This window comes from Rosistilla oblonga, from assembly GCF_007751715.1.
GTDB classification, from domain to species: Bacteria; Planctomycetota; Planctomycetia; order Pirellulales; family Pirellulaceae; genus Rosistilla; species Rosistilla oblonga.
Genome location: NZ_CP036292.1, coordinates 2,913,568 through 2,937,311 on the forward strand (window position 1 = coordinate 2,913,568; position 23,744 = coordinate 2,937,311).

14 protein-coding genes and 1 other RNA gene are annotated in these 23,744 nt (G+C 59.9%); 7 read left to right on the forward strand and 8 right to left on the reverse strand.

Annotation, left to right across the window (positions count from 1 at the left end; translation table 11 throughout):
- Positions 1-55: 55 nt before the first annotated feature.
- The 4 genes from CA51_RS10315 to speA all read right to left on the reverse strand — a co-directional run bounded on the left by CA51_RS10315 (position 56) and on the right by speA (position 8,543).
- Positions 56-1,318, reverse strand: coding sequence for an efflux RND transporter periplasmic adaptor subunit (locus CA51_RS10315; RefSeq protein ID WP_197451731.1), 1,263 nt, complete (start codon positions 1,316-1,318; stop codon positions 56-58).
- A 581-nt stretch (positions 1,319-1,899) separates the two neighbouring features.
- The gene (locus CA51_RS10320) at positions 1,900-4,359 is read right to left on the reverse strand and encodes a hybrid sensor histidine kinase/response regulator (protein ID WP_197451732.1); all 2,460 of its coding nucleotides are present in this window, start codon (positions 4,357-4,359) and stop codon (positions 1,900-1,902) included.
- Positions 4,360-5,121: 762 nt separating this feature from the next.
- On the reverse strand, positions 5,122-6,486 hold the full coding sequence (gene purB, locus CA51_RS10325; RefSeq protein WP_145120263.1) for an adenylosuccinate lyase: 1,365 nt from the start codon (positions 6,484-6,486) through the stop codon (positions 5,122-5,124).
- 149 nt (positions 6,487-6,635) lie between these two features.
- On the reverse strand, positions 6,636-8,543 hold the full coding sequence (gene speA / locus CA51_RS10330) for a biosynthetic arginine decarboxylase (protein WP_145120265.1): 1,908 nt from the start codon (positions 8,541-8,543) through the stop codon (positions 6,636-6,638).
- A gap of 331 nt (positions 8,544-8,874) precedes the next feature.
- Between speA and CA51_RS10335 the strand changes: the two genes are divergently transcribed.
- Positions 8,875-10,200 carry a DUF1501 domain-containing protein gene (locus CA51_RS10335; protein ID WP_145120267.1) on the forward strand — a complete coding sequence of 442 codons (1,326 nt, stop codon included), beginning with the start codon at positions 8,875-8,877 and terminating at the stop codon, positions 10,198-10,200.
- A 245-nt stretch (positions 10,201-10,445) separates the two neighbouring features.
- Here the strand turns inward: CA51_RS10335 and CA51_RS10340 are convergent, their stop codons facing one another.
- Positions 10,446-11,387: an RluA family pseudouridine synthase gene (locus CA51_RS10340; protein ID WP_231746106.1), complete on the reverse strand. Its 942-nt coding sequence runs from the start codon at positions 11,385-11,387 to the stop codon at positions 10,446-10,448.
- Between the two features lie 345 nt (positions 11,388-11,732).
- Positions 11,733-15,992, reverse strand: coding sequence for a spondin domain-containing protein (locus CA51_RS10345; protein ID WP_145120269.1), 4,260 nt, complete (start codon positions 15,990-15,992; stop codon positions 11,733-11,735).
- Between the two features lie 196 nt (positions 15,993-16,188).
- Here CA51_RS10345 and CA51_RS10350 point away from each other — a divergent pair, with 196 nt between their 5' ends.
- The 4 genes from CA51_RS10350 to CA51_RS10365 all read left to right on the forward strand — a co-directional run bounded on the left by CA51_RS10350 (position 16,189) and on the right by CA51_RS10365 (position 18,249).
- Entirely contained in the window at positions 16,189-16,779 is a 591-nt protein-coding gene (locus CA51_RS10350) for a sigma-70 family RNA polymerase sigma factor (RefSeq protein WP_145120271.1), read from the forward strand.
- Positions 16,776-17,060: a zf-HC2 domain-containing protein gene (locus tag CA51_RS10355; protein ID WP_261343077.1), complete on the forward strand. Its 285-nt coding sequence runs from the start codon at positions 16,776-16,778 to the stop codon at positions 17,058-17,060. Before CA51_RS10350 ends, CA51_RS10355 begins: the two co-directional genes overlap by 4 nt.
- Positions 17,061-17,119: 59 nt before the next feature.
- The gene (gene trhA, locus CA51_RS10360; protein WP_197451733.1) at positions 17,120-17,809 is read left to right on the forward strand and encodes a PAQR family membrane homeostasis protein TrhA; all 690 of its coding nucleotides are present in this window, start codon (positions 17,120-17,122) and stop codon (positions 17,807-17,809) included.
- A 107-nt stretch (positions 17,810-17,916) separates the two neighbouring features.
- Positions 17,917-18,249: a hypothetical protein gene (locus CA51_RS10365; protein ID WP_145120277.1), complete on the forward strand. Its 333-nt coding sequence runs from the start codon at positions 17,917-17,919 to the stop codon at positions 18,247-18,249.
- Between the two features lie 310 nt (positions 18,250-18,559).
- Here CA51_RS10365 and CA51_RS10370 read toward each other — a convergent pair whose 3' ends face one another.
- Both CA51_RS10370 and CA51_RS10375 read right to left on the reverse strand, forming a co-directional pair.
- Entirely contained in the window at positions 18,560-19,525 is a 966-nt protein-coding gene (locus CA51_RS10370; protein ID WP_145120279.1) for an NAD-dependent epimerase/dehydratase family protein, read from the reverse strand.
- 80 nt (positions 19,526-19,605) lie between these two features.
- The gene (locus CA51_RS10375; protein ID WP_197451734.1) at positions 19,606-21,456 is read right to left on the reverse strand and encodes a polysaccharide biosynthesis protein; all 1,851 of its coding nucleotides are present in this window, start codon (positions 21,454-21,456) and stop codon (positions 19,606-19,608) included.
- Between the two features lie 445 nt (positions 21,457-21,901).
- Here CA51_RS10375 and CA51_RS10380 point away from each other — a divergent pair, with 445 nt between their 5' ends.
- Both CA51_RS10380 and ffs read left to right on the forward strand, forming a co-directional pair.
- On the forward strand, positions 21,902-23,500 hold the full coding sequence (locus CA51_RS10380) for a hypothetical protein (protein WP_145120283.1): 1,599 nt from the start codon (positions 21,902-21,904) through the stop codon (positions 23,498-23,500).
- An 80-nt stretch (positions 23,501-23,580) separates the two neighbouring features.
- An RNA gene (ffs, locus tag CA51_RS10385) (signal recognition particle sRNA small type) lies at positions 23,581-23,675 on the forward strand.
- Positions 23,676-23,744 lie beyond the last annotated feature (69 nt).

A 23,744-nucleotide genomic window follows, 5' to 3' on the forward strand; every position in this document is an offset into this window, starting at 1 on the left:
GCGAACCGCGTTGGATGTTTATTAAATGGGGATGAGCGGCGCGAGGTGGCGGCCGTTATTCGGCGTGGTGTTTCAGATTCCGAAGGACATCTTCGGGGTCTTGGAATTCGTATTCCACGCGATCGCCGTCGCGGACTTGGCGGATCCCTTCGAGCACGATCTTGTCGGTCGCCGAAAGCCCCTCTTTGATCAAGAAGATGTCGTCTTGTTCGCTCTGGATCGTGATCTCGCGTTGGTGAACCACGTTGTCGTCATCCACAACAAACGCATATTTCTTGGCGAGGATTTCGTAGGTCGCACGCTGAGGAATCACGACAGCTCCGTTGAGCACGCGGCTCAGCAGTACCGTGCCGGTCTGACCGTGCCGCAACAGATGGCTGGGGTTGGGGAAGTCGCCGCGGAAGGCGATGTTGCCGGTTTCGTTGTTGAAGTCGGCTTCGATCGCTCCGATGCGGCCGACCTGCGAAAACTTGTTGCCGTCGGCGAGAAGCAGTTCGACTTTGACATCGTCTTTGTTCGGATCGGCTTGGTAGGCGAGGTACCTCGCTTCGGGGACGTTGAAGTAGGCCCACATCACGCTGTTATCCGACAACGTCGTCAGCATCGCCCCCTCCTCGATCAGACTGCCCAGTTGTTCGTATTGTTTGTCGACGATGCCGTCGAACGGGGCTTTGACGTTTGCAAAGTCCAGCTCCGCCAACGCGAGATTGACTTTCGCTTGCGCCTTCGCCAACTTGGCTCGAGCCAACGCAACCTCCGGCATCGCGACGATGTTCTGGTGATACAGCCGTTCGGTGTTTTGTAACTCGATCTGAGCCAGTTGAGCCTCGGCCTGATCCGATTCCAATCTCGCTTGGTAGAGCGTGGGCAGGATCTTGAACAACAGATCCCCCTGCTTCACGGCTTGCCCTTCGTTGACGGCGATCCGCTCCAGATATCCCCCTTCGAGCGCCTTGACCTCGATGTGCCGCCAGGAGTGGATCTGGCAGACGTATTGTTGGGTGCTGACGACATCCTTGGCGACCGGGCTGGTTACGATGATCTTGTGCACCACGTGATGCCCGCCTTCGGCATGCGCTTCGGAATCGTGTTCCGACGCATGGTGCGAATCTTCAGCATGTCCGGCGTCGGCGTGAGCTGCGGCATGTGTGGTTGGATGACTCGCCGCACCGTGGGGATGCGTGGAGGAGGGGAGCTCGGCCAGCTGAGTTCCGCTGTGCAGCACCGTATCTCGCAGCGCCACGACGTCGTCGCATGCGGGGACGCAAAGGATCAGCGGTAGCATCAAAGTGATGGCGGGAAGAGTAGGCGTTTGCATTGTGTTGGCTGCGTTAAGTGTTGTTCGGGTAGCGGAAGGATTTGCTATCGCCCGGGGCCTGCTCGATCGCTTCGGTAGCCACGGAGAAGGAGAATAATTAAGTCGAAGTTGTCGTTGCCCGAGGCGGAAGAGTGCGTAGGAACCGCGGCATCCAACGCTCGCTGCTGCCGCGTGGGAGCAACGATTTAGCGGACGTTATGACGGCGTTGGGCCTAATAGCACGTTGCGTGCCAATTCGCCGCGCAGGCAGTTCGAAACAAGCGATCCGATCCGCGATCCGCTATCACCGCGGCGGCCGTTCGCCGAAGCATGGCAACGATTTCCAAAGCATGCAAAGCGTTGCACCAACCGCAATTTCCGGGGCGATCAGCCGTTTGGCCGCTCGCAGAACTTCGCTCCAACACCCCCCGGCACAAGTCCGCGCCGCGGCTCGATTCCATTCGCGAAAAGTCGAACCAGACGCTCCAGGAAGCCGGCACCCACCCATTGGGGGCACCACCCAACAAACGCCCCGTCGCCGCGCATTCATGATCCGCAGCGCCAATTTTTTAACCGGTGATCGATTGCAGCTCGGCGGTGGCTTAGCGGGCGTGGGTTGGGTTGGATGCGAGCTTGGCTGCGAGCGTGGAGATCCGGTCGTAGAGCTGTTTGGCTTCGATCGGTTTCGATAGGTAGTCGTCCATGCCGGCGTCGAGGCAGCGTTGGCGATCTCCTTTCATCGCCGAAGCTGTCATCGCGATGATCGGGATCCGCGCCGGAGGTTGTTCGGCGGCGCGGATCGCCGCGGTCGCTTCGAGTCCATCCATGGTCGGCATCTGGACGTCCATTAAGATCAGATCAAACGGCTCGCGCCGAAACGCCTGCAGCGCCTCGCGGCCATCCTCGGCGAGCATCACGCGGTGCTGATACTTCCTCAACATCGCCATGGCAACTTTTTGGTTCACGATGCCATCTTCGACCAGCAGAATTTTCAGCGGCTGGCTGGACTCCGCTGGTTCGACGTCCGCAGGCGAACGCGGCGTGCTGTCGTCGGACGTGCGGATCGATGCCGAATCGGTTTGCTCGGGGACGGCATCTAATTCGTCGGCCGAAGCTTCCGACATCAGTTCGATGATCGTGTCGATCAGTTGCGATTGAATCACCGGCTTGGTGAGATAGCGAGCGATCCCGATCTGGCGACACTTGGCGTGATCCCCCTGCCCCGCGGCGGACGAGATCATCAGCAATTGGCAGTCGCGCAGGCCCGCTTCGTGGCGAATGATTTGAGCCAATTCAAAGCCGTCCATCCCGGGCATCATGCAATCGAGTAGCGCCAGTCGATAGGGGAGTCCCGCGGCGAGCGCCCGCCGCATTTCGGTAAGTGCCGCGGGGCCGCTGTCGACAACCACCGGTTGCAACCGCCACGTCTTGAGAATCTCTTCGAGGATCACGCGGTTGGTGTGGTTATCGTCGACGATCAAGACGGGCAGGCCAGCGAGATCGTCGATCTTCTCCAGGCTGCGAAGTTTGGTCGCGCTGATCTCGAAGCTGGAGGTGAAGTAGAAGGTGGTGCCGGTTCCCTTTTGGCTGTCGGCCCAGATCTTGCCTCCCATCAATTTGACCAATTGGGAGCAGATCGCCAGGCCGAGGCCCGTTCCGCCAAAACGGCGAGTAGTCGAGGCATCCTCTTGGCTGAAGGCCGTAAAGATCGAGTCGAGTTTTTCGGGGGCGATGCCAATTCCCGAATCGCGGACTTCGCACCGCAACAGCAACCGATCGGCGGTCCGCGATTCCTGTTGGACGTTGATCAAGATCTCCCCCTGCTCGGTGAACTTGATCGCGTTGCCAGCGAGATTGATCAGGACTTGGGAGAGTCGTCCGGGGTCGCCGACCAAGGTGTCGGGGAGTGTGGGATCGATCCGGCAACAGATTTCCAGCTGTTTTTCGCTCGCCCGAAAGGTGAGCGTCTGGACCGTTTTTTCGACGCAGTCGCGAAGTCCGAAGCGGATCGATTCGAGTTCCAGCTTGCCAGCTTCGATCTTGGAGAAGTCGAGGATGTCGTTTAACAATCCCAACAGCGACGCCGCCGATTGTTTGACGATCCGCAGATATTCCTGCTGCTGATGATCCAGATCGGTCCCGGCCAAGAGGTCGGTCATGCCGATGATCCCATTCATCGGCGTGCGGATCTCGTGACTCATGTTCGCCAGAAATTCGCTCTTCGAAACCGTCGCCGCTTCGGCCTGCTCCTTCGCCAACAGCAGCTCGTGCGAAGTTTGTTGGCGCTCGATCAGACTGGCCTGCAGCAGGCTGATGATCGATGTCGAAGCGAGCCCGATCGTGACGATCACGGCTAAGAAACCGATAGCGAAACGTCGCGCCCGAGCGATCGCGGCGCCCCAGTCTTGAGCGGCAAAGTCGATCCCCAAGACGGCATCGAGCCGACCGTCGGCGTCGCGGATCGGCGCGTACGCGCTGACCCAATCGCCCCAGCGGTCGCTGGAGATCTTGTCGTCGAAGGCGGCGGTGCCGGCATAGGCTTTCCCAATCGCCGCGTCCTGTTCGACCCACACCTCGCCGATCGCGGTCCGCTGTTCTCGGTCGCCATCGTAGCGGCCGTCGCGGCTGTAATCGGTTTCCGAATCGACGATCAATTGATTGCCCGCGGGTGATTTGCGGAACGTATAGATGTCCGCGACCGCCGGATTGATCTGCAACCAACGGATCTGTTTTTCGATCATCGCCAGATAGAGCGGATCGTCGGGCGCGGTGGCTGTCGTGATCCGCGCGTGTCCCATCGATGCCATTTCATCGGCGTAGGTCGGCGCCAGTCCCTCGATCCGCTTCTGCAACCGAAGCTGCTCGCGGCGGCCAGCTGCGTCGACAAGAAACCATCCTGTCACCAGCACGATCGGCAGCAGCCCCCATGCCATCAGCAGCGTGCGGTTGGTGTGGACGGTCTTCCAGAACCAGAAGGTCAGCAGCAGCAGGGTGAGGACCGACAGCGAGACAAAAAGCGCGTAGTCGAGTTGAGCGATGAGGATTTGGTTGATCGCGACCATAACCCGCCCATTTGTCCTCGTCCAAAGGAGTTGGCCGGCCGCGGATCGCAGCGGGCACACTTCCATTGTAGCCCTGGGCCTAGCGGGTTCCGCAATCCCGCCGCAGAAGAAACCAGGGCTTTTAACTGTCTGAATTTAGGCAAATTAGCCGGCACGCGCTAGCGCTGGCAATTCTACGTAAGTCATGGTGAGTGGTCGCGATCGAACGCTTGCCAGGCCAGTGAGAAGTCTTTCGTTCGTCGAAGACTGTTCCACATCGCATTCATCCTCTTCAGGGCTGCAGGCTCGACCATTTGCATAGCCCAGCCTGCAGGGCTGGGTTCTAGCGGCGATGATTGACATGGTTGGGCTGTAGGCCTGGCGGATTGTCGCCACCTCCCCCCCGGGGCGTTGCCCCTTCGCCCGTTGTGAAATGAAACCGGCCGCCGTTGGCTGTTACCCAGCCCTGCAGGCTGGGCTATGCAAATTGCTGGACCTTCGGCCCGCGCTAGGCATGCCGGGAATGTGCCTGTCCCCTTTCGCCCCTCTCCCCTTTCGACCCGCCTTCACCAAACCGGGGCTAACGCCTAAACGGCTAATGCAAGGAAGCTCGTTGTGACTAAACCGACAAGCCGCCAGGCGTGCCGGCTGATACCTCAAATTGAAACACCGATTCGCCCCGAGAGCGATCGAAGTGAGACGGACGTCTCGGGGGGCGGGGACGCAAACTCGCCGCCAGCGTGCGGTGGGCGGCAGGCTGGCAGCGGCGGTGGTCGGTTGTCGTTAGACGTTTTTCGCCTGTTGGACAGCGGTTCCCAGATAGGTCGACGGCGTCAGCTGCAACAAGCTCGCCTTGGCTTCGGCTGGCAGTTCCAGCGTTTCGATAAACGCAGCAAACGTCTCGGCCGTGACAGCTTGGCCGCGCGTCAACGCTTTCAGCTTTTCGTAAGGCGATTCGATGCCGTACCGACGCATCACGGTTTGGATCGGTTCGGCGAGAACTTCCCAAGCGGAGTTGAGATCTTGTTCCAGTCGCGCCGCATTGAGTTCCAATTTACCCAAGCCCTTGAGGGTCGATTTGTAGGCGATCATGCTGTAGGCCATGCCGACGCCGGTGTTTCGCAGCACTGTCGAATCGGTGAGGTCGCGTTGCCATCGCGAGATCGGCAGTTTGGCGCTCAGGTGCGACAGGACCGCGTTGGCCAGCCCGAGATTGCCTTCGGAGTTTTCGAAGTCGATCGGGTTGACCTTATGCGGCATCGTCGACGATCCGACTTCGCCGGCGATCGTCTTCTGTTTGAAGTAGCCTAGCGAGATGTAGCCCCAGAGGTCGCGATCGAGATCGATCACGATCGTGTTGAAGCGGGCGATCGCATCGAACAGTTCCGCCATGTAATCGTGCGGTTCGATCTGAGTTGTGTAGGGATTCCAGTGCAGGCCCAGCGATTCGACGAACGCGCGAGCGTGCGCGGCCCAGTCGACGTCGGGGTAAGCCGAGAGGTGAGCGTTGTAGTTTCCGACCGCTCCGTTGATCTTGCCCAACAATGGGATCGCTTGCAGTTGCGCCAACTGGCGTTCCAGCCGGGCAACGACGTTGGCGAACTCTTTGCCAACCGTCGTCGGCGATGCGGTTTGGCCGTGGGTTCTCGACAGCATCGGCACCTCGGCAAACGCTATCGCTTTGTCGCGTAGATCGCTGGCAACCTTTTGCATGACCGGCAACAACACATCCAATCCACGACGCAACATCAGAGCGTGCGAAAGGTTGTTGATGTCTTCGGAGGTACAGGCGAAGTGGACAAATTCGCTGATCGCCGTCAGTTCTTGATTCCCTTCAAACCGCTGCTTGATGAAATATTCAACCGCTTTGACATCGTGGTTCGTCGTCGCTTCGATCGACTTGACCGCTTCGGCGTCGGCGAGGCTGAAGTTGTCGACGATCCCCTTGAGCAGCGCCGCGGCTTCGCTCGACAATTGAGGGACTTCGGTGATCTGCGACTGAGACGCGAGAGCCAACAGCCACTGCACTTCGACTTCGACGCGGCATTGGATCAGTCCGTATTCGCTGAACGCTTCGCGCAGCTCCGACGTCTTGCTGGCGTAACGTCCGTCGATTGGTGAAATGGCGGTCAGTTCGGAGAGTTCCATCGTGGATGCTTTGTGGGATAAAAGGTGGAATTGTTGTGGCTTGGCGTGGGATGCGTTCACCGAAAACGAAAAACGAAAAACGCTCCGGAGCCGATTCGCCCCAAGAGCGTTGTGTTGACAGCGGCCGGGGACCGCGTCTTTGAAAGGGATTAGGGAGTTAGATAGGTGTAGCCGGCTAACCGTTGTTCGTAGATCTTCAGGAACTGGCCCGATTCGCGTTCGTCGATGCGACCCTTGCGGACGGCGGCTTCGATCGCCGATTGCAGCCGATCGATCAGCGAGTCCTCGTTGTATTGGACATAACTGAGGACTTCGCGAACGGTGTCTCCCTTAACGATCGATTCGATCTCGACCGCGTTGTCTTCGCCCAGATGAACGTGGACCGCGTGGGTGTCGCCGAACAGGTTGTGCAGGTCGCCGAGGATCTCTTGATAGGCTCCGATCAGGAACGCTCCCAGGTAGTAGGGGCTGCCGTTTTCGGAGTGCAACGGCAGCGTCCGTTTGGTGTCGCGGCGATCGACAAACGAATCGACTTTGCCGTCCGAATCGCAGGTGATGTCGCACAGCACCGCCTGTTGCCCGGGGCGTTCGTTCAAGCGATGGATCGGCATGATCGGGAACAACTGTTTGATCGCCCAGCTGTCGGGCATCGATTGAAACAGCGAGAAGTTGCAGAAGTAGGAATCGGCCAACATCCGCGGCAGCCCCTGCAGATCGTCGGGGACGTATTCCATCTCCGAGGTCAGTTTCAGGATCCGGTGGGCGATCGCAAAAAACATGTTCTCGGCGAGCACGCGTTGTTCCAGCGGCAGATAGCCGGTGCTGAACAGGTTCATCGCCATGTCCAACGCTTGCTGCGCGTCGTGGAACGTCTCTAAAACGTTCCGCGCCGTGAGGTCGTTGTTGGCCATCACGAGGTCGTGCAACGGTTGTTCGTAATCGTCGGGGACCGACGAGGGAACGTCTTTCGAATTGCCTTGCGATGTGATCCCAAGCGTGCTGAAGACCAGCACGCTATGGTACGCCGCCACCGCGCGGCCGCTCTCGGACATGATCGTCGGGTGCGGCACGTTGGCTTCGTCGCAGACGGTTTGGATCTGGTAGACGACGTCGTTAGCGTATTCCTGCAGCGTGTAGTTGATGCTCGATTCGAAGTTGGTTTGGGAGCCGTCGTAGTCGACGCCCAATCCGCCGCCAACGTCCAGGAATTCCAAGCCCATGCCGCGGCGATGCAGATCGACGTAAACGCGGACCGCTTCGTTGATCGCTCCTTTGACTTGGCGGATGTTTGTGATCTGGCTGCCCAGGTGGAAGTGCAGCAGTTTGAAGCAGTCCGACATCCCGCGGCTCTCGAGTTCATCGACGAGACGCAGCACTTCGCTGACCGTCAGCCCAAACTTCGAACGGTAGCCGCCGGAGGATTGCCAGCGTCCGGCGCCGCGCGATGCCAGTTTGACTCGCACGCCCAATTGCGGACGCACTCCCAATTCCTCGCTGTGCCGCAGGATCAGTTCCAATTCGGAGTACTTCTCGATGATCGGAAGGACCGTCCGACCCAGCTTCTGCGCGATCAACGCCATCTCGATGAACTCGTCATCCTTGAATCCGTTGCAGACGATCGGCATCGATTCGTCACCCATCGCCACGACGGCTAACAACTCCGGCTTACTGCCCGCTTCGAGACCAAACCCGAACTCGCGACCATATTCGACGACCTTGCGGATCACGTCGCGCTGCTGGTTGACTTTGACGGGATAGACCAGTCGGTACTGTCCCTTGTAATCGCACGATTCAATCGCGGTGGAGAAGCAGTCGTGGATCTCGCGCAAGCGATCGCGGATGATCCCGTTGAATCGCAGCAGGACCGGCAGTTCGAGGCCGCGATGTTCGATGCGTTCGATCAGCGACTTGAGGTCGATCGATCGGGCGGGATCCCGGTCGGGATGGACAGCCAGTGTCCCCTCGGGCGTGACCGAAAAATAGCCGGCTCCCCAACGTGGGACGTCGTACATTTCGCTCGCATCGTCAATCGTCCATGTTGCCGGAGGCTCGTTCATTGGCTGCTCTAGGTTCTTGTTGAGTTTTTTTGAGGGGGGCCGACCACTTTGACTTGACGTTTGCTGTTGGAAAATCGGGACCCAGGTCGACGGGCCGGACAGTATCGTCACGCGTTTTGGTGGGCGAGAAAAGGGGGGAATGACAGCTTACCACCGATTTCTAGCCAGCAGATCGCTACAACGCCTCTTTCGGTCGCGAACATTTGCCAAACAAACGCCCCGAAGGCTGGCAAAAGATTGCATTAGGGTGGTTTGGGCTATACGCTGGAGACGGTTTGTCGATCCCCTCTGGCAAACGCTCATTCTTATCTTTTCGAATAGGTGACCAGCGATGAATTGGTACAAGGATGCGGTCTCGCGTCGTGCGATGATGCGGTTGGCTGCGTGGCAGTCGTTTGGCGTCAGCGTGCTTTCATTTGCCGGGGGACGTCTGCTGGCCGACGATCCGTTTGCTGAGTTTTCCGATGAAGCGATCGCCGCCAAGCAAGCTGGCGATAAGCCGGCCGAGGCGAAGTCGACCGGGAAGCGTCGCTTGATCTATATCTTTAGCGCCGGGGGAATGAGTCACGTCGACACGTTCGACCCCAAGCCGGGGACCGATTCGCAAGGACCACTGGGAGCGATCGCGACCAATATTTCAGGCGTCCAGTTTGGGCAATCGCTGCCGAAGTTGGCTGCGATGGCCGACAAGCTGGCGGTGATTCGATCGATGTCGACCGAAACCGGAGCTCACGGCCCGGGCAGCTACCTGATGCGGACCGGCCAAAAAGAGATCGCCAGTACGCGGCATCCCGGAATCGGCGCTTGGATGCAACGCTTCAACGGCCGCATCCATCCTGCGCTGCCGCCGAGCGTGAACATCGGCGGCGGGATCGGACCGGGATATTTGGGAGCGAAGTTTGCGCCGGTGCCGATCGGCGACCCGAATCGCGGGCTGCAGAACACCAGCGGGCCCGAATATCTAGCCGACGATCAATTCATGCGGCGGATGTATTTGAGCGCCGCGTTGGATCGCGAGTTCCGCAGCAAGGTGCATCTGAAACAGGTCGATGGTTACGACGATCTGTATCGCGAGGCGATTCGGTTGCTCAAGAGCGACGATTTGAAAGCGTTTGATCTGAACCTGGAGAGCGAAGAGGCGAAGGAGCGATACGGCAAATCGAAGGTCGGCCGCGGTTGTTTGTTGGCCCGGCGGTTGGTCGAAAACGACGTCCAATATGTCGAGGTCCAGGCCGGCGGCTGGGATATGCACAACGATATCGCCGACGCGATGACCAGCCGCGGTAGCGAGCTGGACCAGGCGCTTAGCGCGTTGATCGAAGATCTCACCGCCAGCGGTCTGATTCATGAAACGACGATCGTCGTGGCGACCGAGTTTGGCCGCAATCCATCGATCAATCAAAACGCGGGCCGCGATCACCATCCGGCGGTCTTCTCGTGTGCGATGGCTGGCGCGGGCGTCCGCACCGGCACGATATTGGGATCGAGCGATTCGAAGGGATTTCTCGTCGACGAATACCAGGTCTCGGTCCCCGATTTCATGGCGACGATCGGCAAGGCGTTGCAGTTGCCTGTCGACAAAGAGATCCACAGCCCCGATGGCCGGCCGTTCACCTTTGCCAACGGTGGGATGGCGATCGACGAAGTGCTCGCCTAAGCCTTTGGCTTGCCAGCGGCGGCACCGCAGCGGGCTGTGAGCCGCCTCATCCGCTAGTCGGCACGAGGCATCGCCCGATGCCTGCTGGCTCGGTGGAAACCGCTTTTTCAAGCTGGACCGTCACGGGAAATGGCAACGCGGCGCGTAAGCGATCGTCAGCGTGAATCACTCGCTTACGCGTCGGGTTGCCAATAATGCTGAGACGCAAACGGTCCAGTTACTGGACCTGGCGGGGCGGCGATTGTTTAGCGATGCCGTTGACTGGCGATGAACTTTTCCATCGCTGCGGGGAGCGGTGAATCGATCGTCATCTCCTCGCCGTTGGCTGGATGGACAAAACCGAGGCTCTTGGCGTGCAACGCGATTCGCTTGCGGATCCAACGCGGATGTTTGGCGGCTTCCTTCTTGTAGCGTGGATCTCCCAACACTGGATGCCCGGCGTCGGCGAAGTGGACGCGGATCTGGTTCCGCTTGCCCGTCTCCAATTGGACTTCGACCAGCGTGGTGTCGGCCATCCGTCGCAGCACGCGATAGTGCGTGATCGCCAGTTCGGACTTCTCCGACGGCGGAGCGACATAGCGGTCGAGATTCTTTCCGGTCGCCAGGTGGGATCGGAACGTTCCCTCATCCTGAGCCAACGAACCGGCGACGATTGCCGCGTACAGCCGCTGCGGCTTCCGCTGCTTGAACTGCTGAATCAGCGCCTCGGCAACATCGGGTTGTTTTCCGAAGACCAACAGCCCGCTGACCTCGCGATCCAGGCGATGGACGACGCACGCTTCACGCTTCTTCCGCGAATGGCTCAGATAGATCGAGACCCGCTCGACCAACGTGTTGCGATCGTTGTTGTTATCGGTTGGGACGGTCAGCGAGCCCGCTGATTTGTCGACGACGATCAGGTAGTCGTCTTCGTAGGCGACGGTGAACGTGCGGTCTTCCCAAATCTTCTTCTTTTCGTGGTAGCGCTGATGCGGGTCGTATCGCACAGCAACCTCGTCGCCGACCGAAACGGTTGCGGCGATCGCCGTGCAGGGCTTGCCGTTGATCGAGACACAACCGTGGTCGACCATGCCGCGAACCTGACTGCGCGAAGCTTTGGATAATTCTCGCACTACCAAATCGACGCGGCCCGCATCTTCTGCAGTAATCGTCGTCGAAACCGTCGTCATCGCCATGGTGGAATTCAATCGCTGGAAAAGGTGAGGCCTCGGGGCCAATCAGTTTTCGTCGGGTCGCAAATCAGCCGCCACGCGGTAGCAGCTTGTCGGTTTAATCAGCCGATTGGGCGTTAGCCCCGGGGTCCGCTGCGACTAAACCGGGGCTAACGCCCAAACGGCTAATGCAACGAAGCTCGTTGTGACTAAACCGACAAGCCGTTAGCGTCCGGTTGCATCCGCTTAACTATACGACGGAACCGACGAATTGCTTAAGCGCGCCGGTCGATAACCTCAACCGAAACGCGGATCAGATCCGAAGGGGGCCCATGCCGCGTCGAACGAAGCGGCGGCCTTGTTAGATTTGAATCCCCAAGCCTAGATGAAGTTACTTTCCTGCACCAGTAGTTCATCATCATCGTCGTCGTCGAGTCCCTGGGAGTCGGCGGAAAAGGCGGCAAAAGCAGCATCGGCCGCATTATCGGTCGCCAACCCGCTGCCGCGATTGAGTTGATTGATGACGATCAAGGCATCGATCGGGCTGATCTGATCGTCGTCGCTGACGTCCAGGAACAGGTCCAACGCGCGGGCTTCTTCGGCGATCGAAGGGGTGGTTCCGAAGCGGTTTAAGAAGTTGATGATCAACAGCGCGTCCAACGGTTCGACGGTTCCGCTGTCGTTGACATCCGAAACGATGCGTCGGTTTTGCAGTCCGACGCTGCTAACCGAACAGGCCCCGGTTACTCCGCTGCAGGCATCCGCTTCGGGATCATAAAGAGTGATCGTAATCCGAGCCAAGGGCGTATCGGAGTCAAACGCGGAAGCCAACGTCGTCCCCGTCGGCAGCCCCGTTCCAACGAAATCGTTTAGTCCGGCGTGGCTTCGAATCAGTCCGTTTTCGTCGGCCCCGGAACCTCCTTCGGTCGAAAACGCCGCCCCGCCAGCCGGATCGTTGACTTCGGTCCCGGCGTCCCAGACGCCGCGGCCGGTGATCGTCAGCGACCGGGCGCCTTGAAAGTTGCCGTTGGCATCGAATAGCGAAAACTGACGCGGATCGAGATTCGCGACAAACGCATCGTTCGACGGAATGATCATGCTGGCGTAACTGAAGTAGCGATTGAGTTGCGAATCGGTCACCTCGATCAACTGCGTGACCGATTCGCCCGCTTCGAAGACCGGTGCACCGGCAAAGCCCGCCGGCGACGCGATCACGCTGTCGACGCCGGAGCTTTCGGCGGCAAAGCGGGCCGCCAGTTCGCTGGGATCTCCCTCTTCGGCGATCAATTCCAGCCCACCAAACTGCGACGCGGGGGTGCCGGCGCGGCCGGTCTCGAATCCGCCATCGTGAAACCCGATCCAGAAGGGAGTTTGCGCCAGACCACCGTCGGCGGTTAACGATTCGATTTGGATCTGCAATCGCACCCCGACGTCGACAAAAAACTCGCCGACAGCTTGAGCTTCGTTCCCGTGCGTGAGAGTGTCGCCGACCGCATCGGCGTCGACCGAGATCGCGTAGCGTCCGTTGTCGCGCCCGGTGAACGGACCGTCGTCGGTCTGCACCGTGTAGGTTACTGTAACGCTCCGCGGCGCGGGGCCGTTGGTGGCGTCGTAGACCGCATCGGTCACGACCAGCTGTCGACCCAACGGTCCGCTGACGCGGAGGTCGTCGACGCCGATCCGCGTCAAGTCGATCCCGGCGGGGTCGTTGTAGGTGATCTGAATCCGATGGTTCTCCGTTCCCGCGACCGTCACGTCGGCAGCCTCTTCGAGCGACGCGATCGGGCCGTCGGCATCGATCGGCGTCGACGATCCGCCTGCCAATCCGATCGTGATCCGCGCCAACGGCGTCTGAGCGAAGAAGGCGTTTTCGAGCGTTCCACCGGTCGGCAGCCCCGCGCCGAGAAAATCATCCAGCCCCTGGTGCCGGCCGATCACTCCTCCTTGATCGATCGACGTGCCACCGGCCGTCGCAAACGCAGCCCCGCCGTCGGGATCGTTGACTTCGGTCCCCGCGTCGAGCACGTCGCTGCCGTAGATCGTAATCGTCTGCTGACCTCCGAAGACGCCATCGCTGTCGAACAGCTGATAAGCTCGCGAGTTCAAGTTGGCGAGGAAAGCATCGTTCGACGGGATGATCATGCTGGCAAAGCTGAAGTAGCGATTGACGTTCGTCGAAAACAGTTCGATCGTCTGCGTGGCGGTTTCCCCCGGTTCGAAGACCGGCGCGGCGGCAAACCCGTCGGGCGCTCCGATCACCGTATCGATGCCGCTGGCACTGGCGGCAAACGCCGCCGACAACTGGCTTGCGTCCCCCTCCTCCGCTAACAACTCCAGTCCCACAAACTGGTCGGCTGCGACGCCGGTCCGAGCGACTTCGAAGTTGCCGTCGTGGAAACCGATCCAGAAAGGTGTTTGAGCGAGTCCATCGATCGGCGACAGATTTTCGATCGTCACCTGCAACTTGACTCCAACAAGTACTTCGAACGAGCCCAAACTGGCAGCTTTGCTGGCGTTGCCAAGCGTATCGTTAACAGCGTCCTGGACCACGTTGACATGATAGATGTCGTTGTCGAACGTCGAGAATTCGCCGCTGCGCGGGGCGACGCGATAGGTCGCATGGACGACGTTGGGAGTTGCCCCGGCAGCGGCATCGGTGCTGACCGAAAGGACCTCCAGCGGATCGGTAAACGTTCCCACGACCTGCAGGTCGGCCGCGTCGATGCTGCCGATATCGATCCCCGAAGGATCGCTGTAGGTTACATGCACCTCGTGGAATGCCTCCCCCGCCATCATCAGATCGCCGGCGTCGACGGTCGCCTGTGGCCCGCTGCCGTCGATCGGGTTGGCAGGGATATCGGCTAGGCTGATCGTGATCCTTGCGATCGGGGTGTTCAGATCAAACGCCGACGCCAAATTTTCGCCGGTCGGCAGACCGCTGCCAATAAAGTCGTCCAGTCCATCGTGGCGGCGAACGACTGCATCTTCATCGGCCCCCACGCCGCCGGCCGTCGTAAACGCAGCGCCGCCAGCCGGATCGTTGACCTCGGTTCCCGCGTCCCAGATGTCGCTGCCGTAGATCGTGATCGACCGCGCGCCGGTAAAGTTGCCCGAGCGATCGAACAATTCGAAGCGACGTGGATCCAAGTTGGCAATAAATGCATCGTTCGATGGGATGATCATGCTGGCGTAGCTGAAATAGCGATCCAGTCCTGGCGTGTCGACGTCCAGGAATTGTGATATCGATTCCCCCGGTTCGAAGACCGGTGCGCCAGCGAAGCCGTCGGGGGCGGTCAGCAACGCGTCGACACCACCGGAAGTGGCGGCGAAGCGAGCTGCTAAATCGCTCGCGTCGCCCGTCTCGGCGAGGGCTTCGAGGTCAGCAAAATCGTCTGCCGAAACCCCGCCGCGAGCGACTTCGAATTCGCCGTTGTGAGCCGCGATCCAGAAGGGCGTTTGAGCCAGCCCGCCATCGGCGGAAAGGTTTTCGATCGTGACCTGCAAGCGGACTGGCGCGTCGACGGCGAACTGCCCCAGTTGCTGGCCCGCGACGGTCTGATCAAACGCGTCGCCAACCGCTCCGTCGTGAAGGACGACGGAGTAGCTGCCGTTATCGACCGACGTAAAGCCACCGTTTTCGGGAGCCACGCGATACGTCGCCGTCACGGTTCGCGGGGTCGTCCCGGCGGCGGCATCGGTGCTGACGCTCAACACATCCAGACGCGTCAGAAACGGGCTGGTGACGCGGATATCGTCGACGTCGATGCTGGTCGGGTCGATCCCGGTGGCATCGGTATATGTCACGCTGATTTCGTGGAAATCGACGCGGCTGTCGAGATCGGCAGCATCCAGCACCGCAAGCGGCGCGTCGTCGTCGATCGCTTCGGACGGATCGCTCGCCAAGCTCAACGTGATCCGTGCCAGGGGCGTTTGTGGACTGAACGCGGTTGTGAGGTCGGTCCCGGTCGGAAGCCCCGTTCCGATGAAATCGTCGAGTCCCGTGTGGTGGGTGACGACGCCGTTTTGATCGACCGATGCGCCGCCGAGCGTCGAAAACGCAGCGCCCGCTGAGGCGTCGTTGACTTCGGTACCCGCATCCCAGACTTGGTCGCCGTAGATCACGATCGTCCTGGGCCCGAGGAAACTGCCTGCGGCGTCGAACAGCTCGTACGCCTGCGGATCGAGATTGGCGACAAACGCGTCGTTCGAAGGGATCACCATGCTGGCGAAGCTGAAGAAACGGCTGCTCTGCGTGTCGTCGACGATCAGAGTTTCGATCACCGATTCGCCTGGTTCCAAGACCGGGGCGCCGGCGAATCCGCCGGGGGCCAGCAGGACGGCATCGTTGCCAGCGGCGGCGTCGGCGAAGCGGGAGACGAGCTGGCTGGGATCCCCTTCTTCTGCGATCGATTCCAAGCCACCAAATCCAGCCGCCGATTCGCCGGGGTTGGCGATGTCGAAACTGCCGTCGTGCAGGCTGACCCAAAATGGTGTTTCGGTGAGGCCACCGATCGACGCGAGGTTCTCGATCTCGACTTGCAAGATCTCCGCCGCCAACAGCTGCCTCGACTCCAGCCCTTCGATCTTCAGGTGTCGAGCTTGCGAGCGGTTTTTGCGAACGAGTTTTCGAGTCCGAGACATAAGAGATCTACCATGACCATGAATTGAAGAGGGGCAGGCAGTGGGCCTAGTTGGCAAGCGTCCCGGGGGACGTCACAATCGCAACCTGCAATGAAAGTGCGGTTTTTGAACTTGTTGGTCGCAGCGGTCGTAAGGAATTCACACCCGTTGCGATAATTTGTTTTTCACGCCTCTCCACTCGATCCGCCAGTTCGCGATGTTTGAATCGGACGCAGCAGCCGAAGACGACCTGCCGCCGCCAAGGATCGATCCTGAAAACTGGGTCGATCGGTATGGCGACGCGATGTACCGGTACGCTTACTCCAAGCTCGGCGACCATGGAGTTGCGGAGGAGACGGTGCAGGAGAGTTTTGTCGCGGCGCTGCGGGCTCGCGATTCGTTCCGCGGCGATTCGTCGGTCTCGACCTGGTTGTTTGCGATCCTGCGGCGCAAGATCGTCGATCACTATCGCCGTCGCAATGTCCGCGAAGTGACGTTGGCCGGGGATGGCGAACAGGCGGCGCCGAAGAGCCGGAGTCTCTCGTCGCGACATCGTTGGGGCGACGATCCGGCCGCGATGTTCGAAGAGCAGGAGTTTTGGGAGACGTTCGATCGCTGCGTCGACAAATTGCCGGACAAACTGGCTGAAGTCCATCTGTTGCGGGAGGGGAGCCAACATCGTCCCAAAGAAATTTGTAAAATTCTGGGGATCAGTGCGACCAATCTGTCGATGCGCTTGCATCGCAGTCGTCTCGCCCTTCGCGATTGCTTACAAAAAAATTGGTTTCAAGACGACGGATTCGCGTGAAAGTCTTTTGGTCGCAACTATTACGAGTTCTCACGCTACAGTGCGATGATGCATCGCGCCTGATGTCCGATTCATTGGATCGCCGACTGACCCGCTCCGAACGGCTGGCCGTCGGCGGACACCTGCTCGCCTGCCGCGCCTGCTGCAAGCTGAAAAAGCAGTTTCAACTGATCGGCGCCGCCTGCCACGGGAAAGCTCGCCCCACCCCAGCCAATCCCCCCGCAGGCCTCCCCCCCGAAGCCGCCCAACGGATCCAACAAACCCTCCGCGAACACCTTTGACTTGGCGGTGCCAAATTTTGGATGGCAGGGTATAACGTAGGGATTTGAGAGCGAGTCCTTTGCCCGAAACCGAAACTCCCGACGAGTCAGCGAGTCCGCTTCATATCCCTCACGATGCGCTGATCGTTCCCTACGAACGGTTGAGCGATGGCGAGGAGTTGGCGAACGCGATCACACATGGCAGCGGATGTGCCGCGGCGATCGCGGCGACAGCTTGGGTTGTCGCCACACACCCGATGCCGACTGCGGTGCTGATCGGTTTCCTCGTCTACGCGGCGTCGCTGGCGTTTGTGTTCCTGATGTCGACGCTCTCGCACGTCGTGACCCGACCGGATCGGCTGCATCTGCTGCGGTCGTGGGATCAGGGTGCGATCTATCTGTTGATCGCTGGCACCTACACGCCCGGCGTGGTCGCATTTGCTGGGCCCGCGGTGCGGCCGTGGTTGCTGTTGGCGATCTGGTTGCTAGCGGGGTTCGGTTTCTTGTCGAAGGTTGTCGGCAAGCATCAGATCCACGCGATCGACACCTGGACCTATATCGCGTTGGGTTGGTTGCCGGCGATGATCTTAGCCCCCGGCGTGACGCTGGACTATTTTCTGTGGATGCTGGCTGGCGGGCTGGCTTATTCGTTGGGCGTCTGTTTTCTGCTCAACGACAGCAAAGTCCGCTATTTCCATGCGGTCTGGCATCTGTTGGTGATGCTTGCCGCCGGGATTCACTATTACGCGATCTATTCGTTGGCGCTTTGAGCGGCCGCCCCGCAAGGTTTGCCTAAAGCTCCCGCTCCGCACAACCGATACAGACAAAACGGAAAGACTTCGTTTCGCTTTGTAACTTTGAATCGGGAATCGTCCAGATGCGCGGACTGGTAATTTGCACTGCCCTTATTGGACTGACACTGCTGGGCGGATGCCGAATCTGCGGCAGCGAAGACGATTGCGCTTACCCAGCGTTTGGCGGCAGTTGGGAGCGAACCAATCGCAACCACGGCCGCGTCGGCAGTGTCTTTGCTCCCGCCGGGCACAAGGTCGCTGGCGGCGAATCGCCGCAACCGATCTTCCTGCAGCAACCCGAGTCGCAACCGAGCCGGCCGACCGACATCGACGCCCCTAGCTTGCTGGACGATCTAGAGACGGATATGCCCGAGCTGCAGCAGCCCGAACCGCTGGGCGATATCGATCGAACCTAAGCCGCTAGCAGGCTGTCGCGTTTTGCTTCTCGCTTTTTGCTTCCATCGCCACGCCAGCCGCCAGCTATTTACTGGTTTGGCGGTTTGATATCCGACGCGGTTTCATGGCCGCGATACCGAGGCAAATTCCCGGGCGATCGGCGCCAATCGCTGCTTGAGTCTGATGGCTGTTGGCAACCCGACGCGTAAGCGAGGCGACGTGCAAATCCCTCGCTAAGGCGCCGGGTTACCTTCTTCCGTGCCGCCGCAGAAAAAGCATCTGGTCTGTTCGAGCGGCTGATTCAATTAAGGCGCCGCTTGTTGCGGGCGATCACTCGGCAAAAGAAGCTGCGACGTCGCGGATGATCTGCTCCAAGTCGCGAGTCGGTTTGTAACCGATCAGATCGGCAGCTCGCTGCAGACACGGCACGCGTCGCTGCATGTCCTCGAACCCGTCTCCATAGGCTGCGTCGTAGGAGATCTTTTCGATCTGGCTGCTGCTGCCGGTCAGCTCGACGACTCGCTGGGCCAGTTGGTTGATCGATACCTCTTCGTCGTTGCCGATGTTCACGACCTGCCCGTAGCACTTGGGCGTCGACATGATTTCCACCAAGGCGCCGACGACATCGGCGACGTGCGCGAAACAGCGACTCTGCGTCCCATCGCCGTGCACGACCAGCGGTTTCCCCTTCAAGGCAGACTGGACGAAATTGGGGACAACCATTCCGTATTGCCCGGTCTGCCGCGGCCCGACGGTGTTGAACAGCCGCACGATGGCGACGGGCAACTGCGTCTCGCGGTGATGTGCCAGGGCGAGGAATTCGTCGAGAGTTTTTGAGCAGGCGTAGGCCCAGCGATGGCGGCTGGTCGCTCCGGTTACCAGATCGTCCTCTTCGTGGAACGGGATCTTGGAACCCTTGCCGTAGACTTCGCTGGTGCTGGTGATCAGGACCGGGCGGCGGAAACGGCTGCAGTGCCGCAACACGATCTCGGTCCCGCCGACGATCGTTTCGATCGTTTTGACGGGTTGGTCGATGATCAATTTCACGCCGACCGCGGAAGCGAGGTGGTAGACGACGTCCGATCTCTGGATCAGGTCGGCGACCAACGACTCATTAAAGACGGTATCGATGATGATCTGCACGTCGTCGCGTGGTTCCAACGCGGCGATGTTTTCGAAGCGACCCGTCGAGAGGTCGTCGACGATCGTGACATGCATCCCTTGGGCGAGCAGTTTCTCGGCCAAGTGGCTGCCAATAAAACCCGCCCCGCCAGTAATCAAAGCTCGTTTGGGCATCAGCGTCTACACGTTGCGGGGTCGAGGGAAAAGGAAATTTGCCCCCGACCTCGGCTGTGCTGCAATGCACCAGGCGATCGCTAAGCCGCGCGGCTGGCAGCCGTCGATAGCTTCGATCCGGCAGTTGCCGATTCCGACAGAGGGGCGTCGTATTGGTATCGCGGCACGATCGTTTTCAGTTTGGCCCGAACCGCCGACGAATCGGATTCCGCGGCTTCGACCAGTTCAGCGATATGCCTAATTACGTCTTTGAGTGCCAATTGTTCGCTTTCGGCGATCAAGATTTTCGGGTGCACCGTCTGCAGACGCTTCTCGTCGTCAATATATAGTTCTTCGTACAGCTTCTCGCCAGGACGCAGGCCGGTGAATTTCAGCTCGATGTCCTTATGGACTTCCAGTCCCGAGAGCCGGATCAGGTCCTCGGCCAGCGAGACGATCTTGACCGGTTGGCCCATGTCCAACACAAAGATCTCGCCGCCGCGGCCCATCGCTCCCGCTTGGATCACCAACTGGCTCGCCTCGGGGATCGTCATGAAGTACCGCGTCATATCGGGATGTGTGATCGTAACGGGGCCTCCTTCGGCGATCTGGCGGCGGAAGGTCGGCACGACGCTGCCAGCCGATCCGAGGACGTTGCCGAAGCGAACGGTGACGAAGTGGCAACTGGAATGCGCCGCCTTGGCTTGCACGTACAGTTCCGCAACGCGTTTGCAGCAGCCCATCACGCTTGTCGGATTGACAGCTTTGTCGGTCGAGATCATCACAAACGATTCGACGTCGTACAGGTGAGCCAGGTCGACCAATCCGCACGTCGCCTTGGTGATGTTTTTAACAGCTTCCGACGGGTGCTGTTCCATCAGCGGCACGTGCTTATACGCGGCGGCGTGGAACATGATCGCGGGGCGGTTTTCGCTGACGATCTCTCGCATCCGTTGGGTGTCGGTGATGTCGCCGACGATGACTTCGGCGATTCCCGCGTCGATCGCTTCTTGCAGTTCGTTGCCGAGGTGGAATTGGCCGGTTTCAGATCGGTCGACTAACAACAGCTTGCGCGGAGCGAACTTGAGCAACTGGCGAGCGATCTCCGAACCGATCGATCCGCAGCTGCCGGTGACCATCAAGACGCGGTCGCTGAGCCAGCGATTTAATTGATCTTGGTCGAGGTCGACTGCATCGCGGCCCAACAGGTCTTCGATATCGACCTCGCGGGGGTGGAAACCGACTTGGCCCGCCACGATCCGGCTGACGCTTGGGATCACGCGGACTTCGATCTCATGCTGGCGGCAATCGTTGACGACCGAGCGGAGGTTTTCGGGCGACAGTTCGCCGTCGACAACTAGCACGGTTTCGACGTTGTTTTGTTGGGCGGCGGTGACGATCTCTTGGAAGGTGGCGACGACTGGCACGCCGTTGATTTCACGCCCTACCAATCGGGGCTTTTCCGCGACGATTCCGACGACTTGGAAACTGGCTTCGCTGCCGCGGCGGATCGCTCGCAGGAAGGCTTCGCCGGTTTCGTTCAGTCCCGCAATCAGGACACGTGTTTGCGAGCTGGTATCGATCTTGGCGAGCGTTTTGCGTTCGCGCAGCACCCGCCGAATCGACAGCATGCTGCCGACAAACAGCGTGGTTAAGCAGGCGTCGATCACGATGATGCTGCGCGGCAGCAGACCATTATCCCGGAACATCGAATCGGCCAACGCCAGAAAAGCGGCGCTAACTGCCGTCGCGCGAGCCAGTCGCAGCAGATCGATGAAGGTGACGTAATCGTGCCAGGCGCGGGTCATCCGCAGCAGTCCGAAGACGCAGATCTTGATAGCAACCGCCGCGGGGATCACGATCTGCATCTCCGCCAGGTAGGTGGAGAATGCTGCCGATTCAAATCGCAGCAGGTAGGCTGATAGCGTCGCCAGGGCAAAGGCTGGCGTCAAAAACAAAGCCCCTGAAAAACGAGACCGGAGTCGCGCTAACCAGGGCGATCGGATAGCGTTCCGGGTGAATGTCCTTATATGTCCGCGTTCGGCCATTTCGCTGCCTCAAATTGATTTCTATTAAGGGGTGTGCAACCCGCCCGTTTGCGTGGCGACAGAGCGTCGAGTGCCGCGGCACTCGGAGTCAGACCGTTTCAGTACCGAAACGGGAACGCACCCCCCACTGTTTGCGGGGCGGAGTCTAGAAATTTGCAGCCCCCCGTCACAAGGTCACTTCCAGGGATAAAGCAAACGCTGGCACCAAAGCGGAAAAGCGAAGGGAAGAGTTGGCTTCCGTTGGCCAAGATTTTCCTGTATAACGACAACCACTCCGTTAGCTGGAACTCTGGATTGCAAGACGCCGGACAGCTAACCCGCTTCGATTGCCCGAAGAGCCAACCATACAATGATGTCGGACCACTGGAAATCAATTGCTAAATTCTTGGGAACTCCTGGCCTGCCCGACGATCCGGCGCCGGAAGTAGAACCCCAACCAGCCGTTGATGAGAAAGCTGCAGCCACCAAACCGGTTGGCGCACCAGAAGAAATAACTTCGCAAGCTGACGCCGACGAAATTCGTTGGGACCGCGATGCCGAGAAAAAAGAAGCTCAAGCCGCTGCGATTCTTGGTTCTCCCGAACCTAAAGAAGAACCGCTGCCCGGTTTTGGCGAAACGGAATCCGCCGGCGGCAGCAGCTGGGATAGCTTGGTAGAAAGCTTCGGAATCTCCGCTGCCAAGGAGCCCGAGCCGCAACCGCCAGCCGAAGAGCCTGCTGCTGCAGCGCCTCCCGCTGCGGAAAAACGCCCCTCGCGACCTGCTCGCCGCCAAGAACCTGCTGCTGGTTTTGGTCAGGGACTTGGTTTCGACGACGAACCGACGCGTAAATCCGAACCGACGGCTAAGGCTGAACCGGCCGCCAAGGCTGAACCGAAAGCCGAAGCGATCGATGATCTGGGTGACCTGCCAGGGTTTGGCAAATTGCCCGAAGAAAACAAAGAAGAGAAGGAATCGCCACGCGGGCGACGTGGTCGCGGCCGACGCGACGATTCGCGATCCCGCGACGACGACTCGCGCTCTCGCGATGCGGAACCAAGTTCTCGCAGCGAGGAATCGGAGTCGCGCGGTGAAGAGCCACGTTCTCGCCGCGATGAACCGCGAGCTCGTGGTGGGCGCGGCCGTCGAGGTGCTCGACGCGATGCGGCGCCTCGCGAGGAAGAACTGGTTCAAGAGGAACGCAGCGAAGCGAAGCCGCCGAAGCGAAAGTCGGACGATGGTGGACGCAAGAGCGACAGCGACAAGGGATCTCGCCGTTCGAAGGTCGACGATCTGCTGAACTTCTCCTCCTTCAACGACCTGCCCGAAGAACTCGAAGACATCGATCTGGTCGGCGACGAATCAGGCGATAGTGAAACTGCTGAGGCGGTTGTCGAGAGCCCCGAGTCGAGCGATTCCGAAGGCGACGAAGAGGCGCCAACTCGACGTCGACGTCGCGGACGACGCGGTGGACGGCGTCGCGGACGCGGCGGCAATAACGGCGGATCCGAAGAGACAAACGATTCGGGCGAAGCAGTCGAGGCTCGCGGGGACGAAGCATCCGCCGATGACGCGGAAGTTTCGACGCCGAAGGTCAGCGAATTCGATGACGACCACGAGGACTCCGACGAAGTGATCGCACTGCGTCGCGGCAATCGCCGTCGCCGTGGACGACGCGGGCGTGGCGGTTCGGGCGAAGGCCGTGAATCGGGCTCCGACCGCGAGGAATCGGGCAGCCGCGATGACGTGTCGGCTAAACCGGAAGCGGAAGTCCGCCAATCGTCGCGTCGCTCCGAAGCTGTCGATGACGAGGCTGCCGAAGACATCAAGCCGCGGCAACGCGACATTCCATCGTGGATCGAAACCGTCGATCTGTTGGTCCAACCCAACATCAACGCGCGTGGAAAACGCTCGGGGCCACCACGTGGTCGAACCGGCGGCGGACGCGGCCGGCGTCGCGACAGCGAATAATTGCTGTCAACCCTGTTTGACCTTCTTGGCGTGAAGGTCTAAAACGTGGGGCAGGCGTGGGAATCGCCGATTTGCTTTCAGATGGTGACCCTTGCGATGGGGAACCGTGAAATTGGTCAGGCCTTAACTGGAGCAGCCATAAGCGGGGTACCTTTGTGCAGGGGTTGCCATCCGGAAGCAAATCGAAGCGACCACGCCCGTCTCGCTTCTTGCGTCTCTTCAACAGCTCTGCACCGCGCGGCCC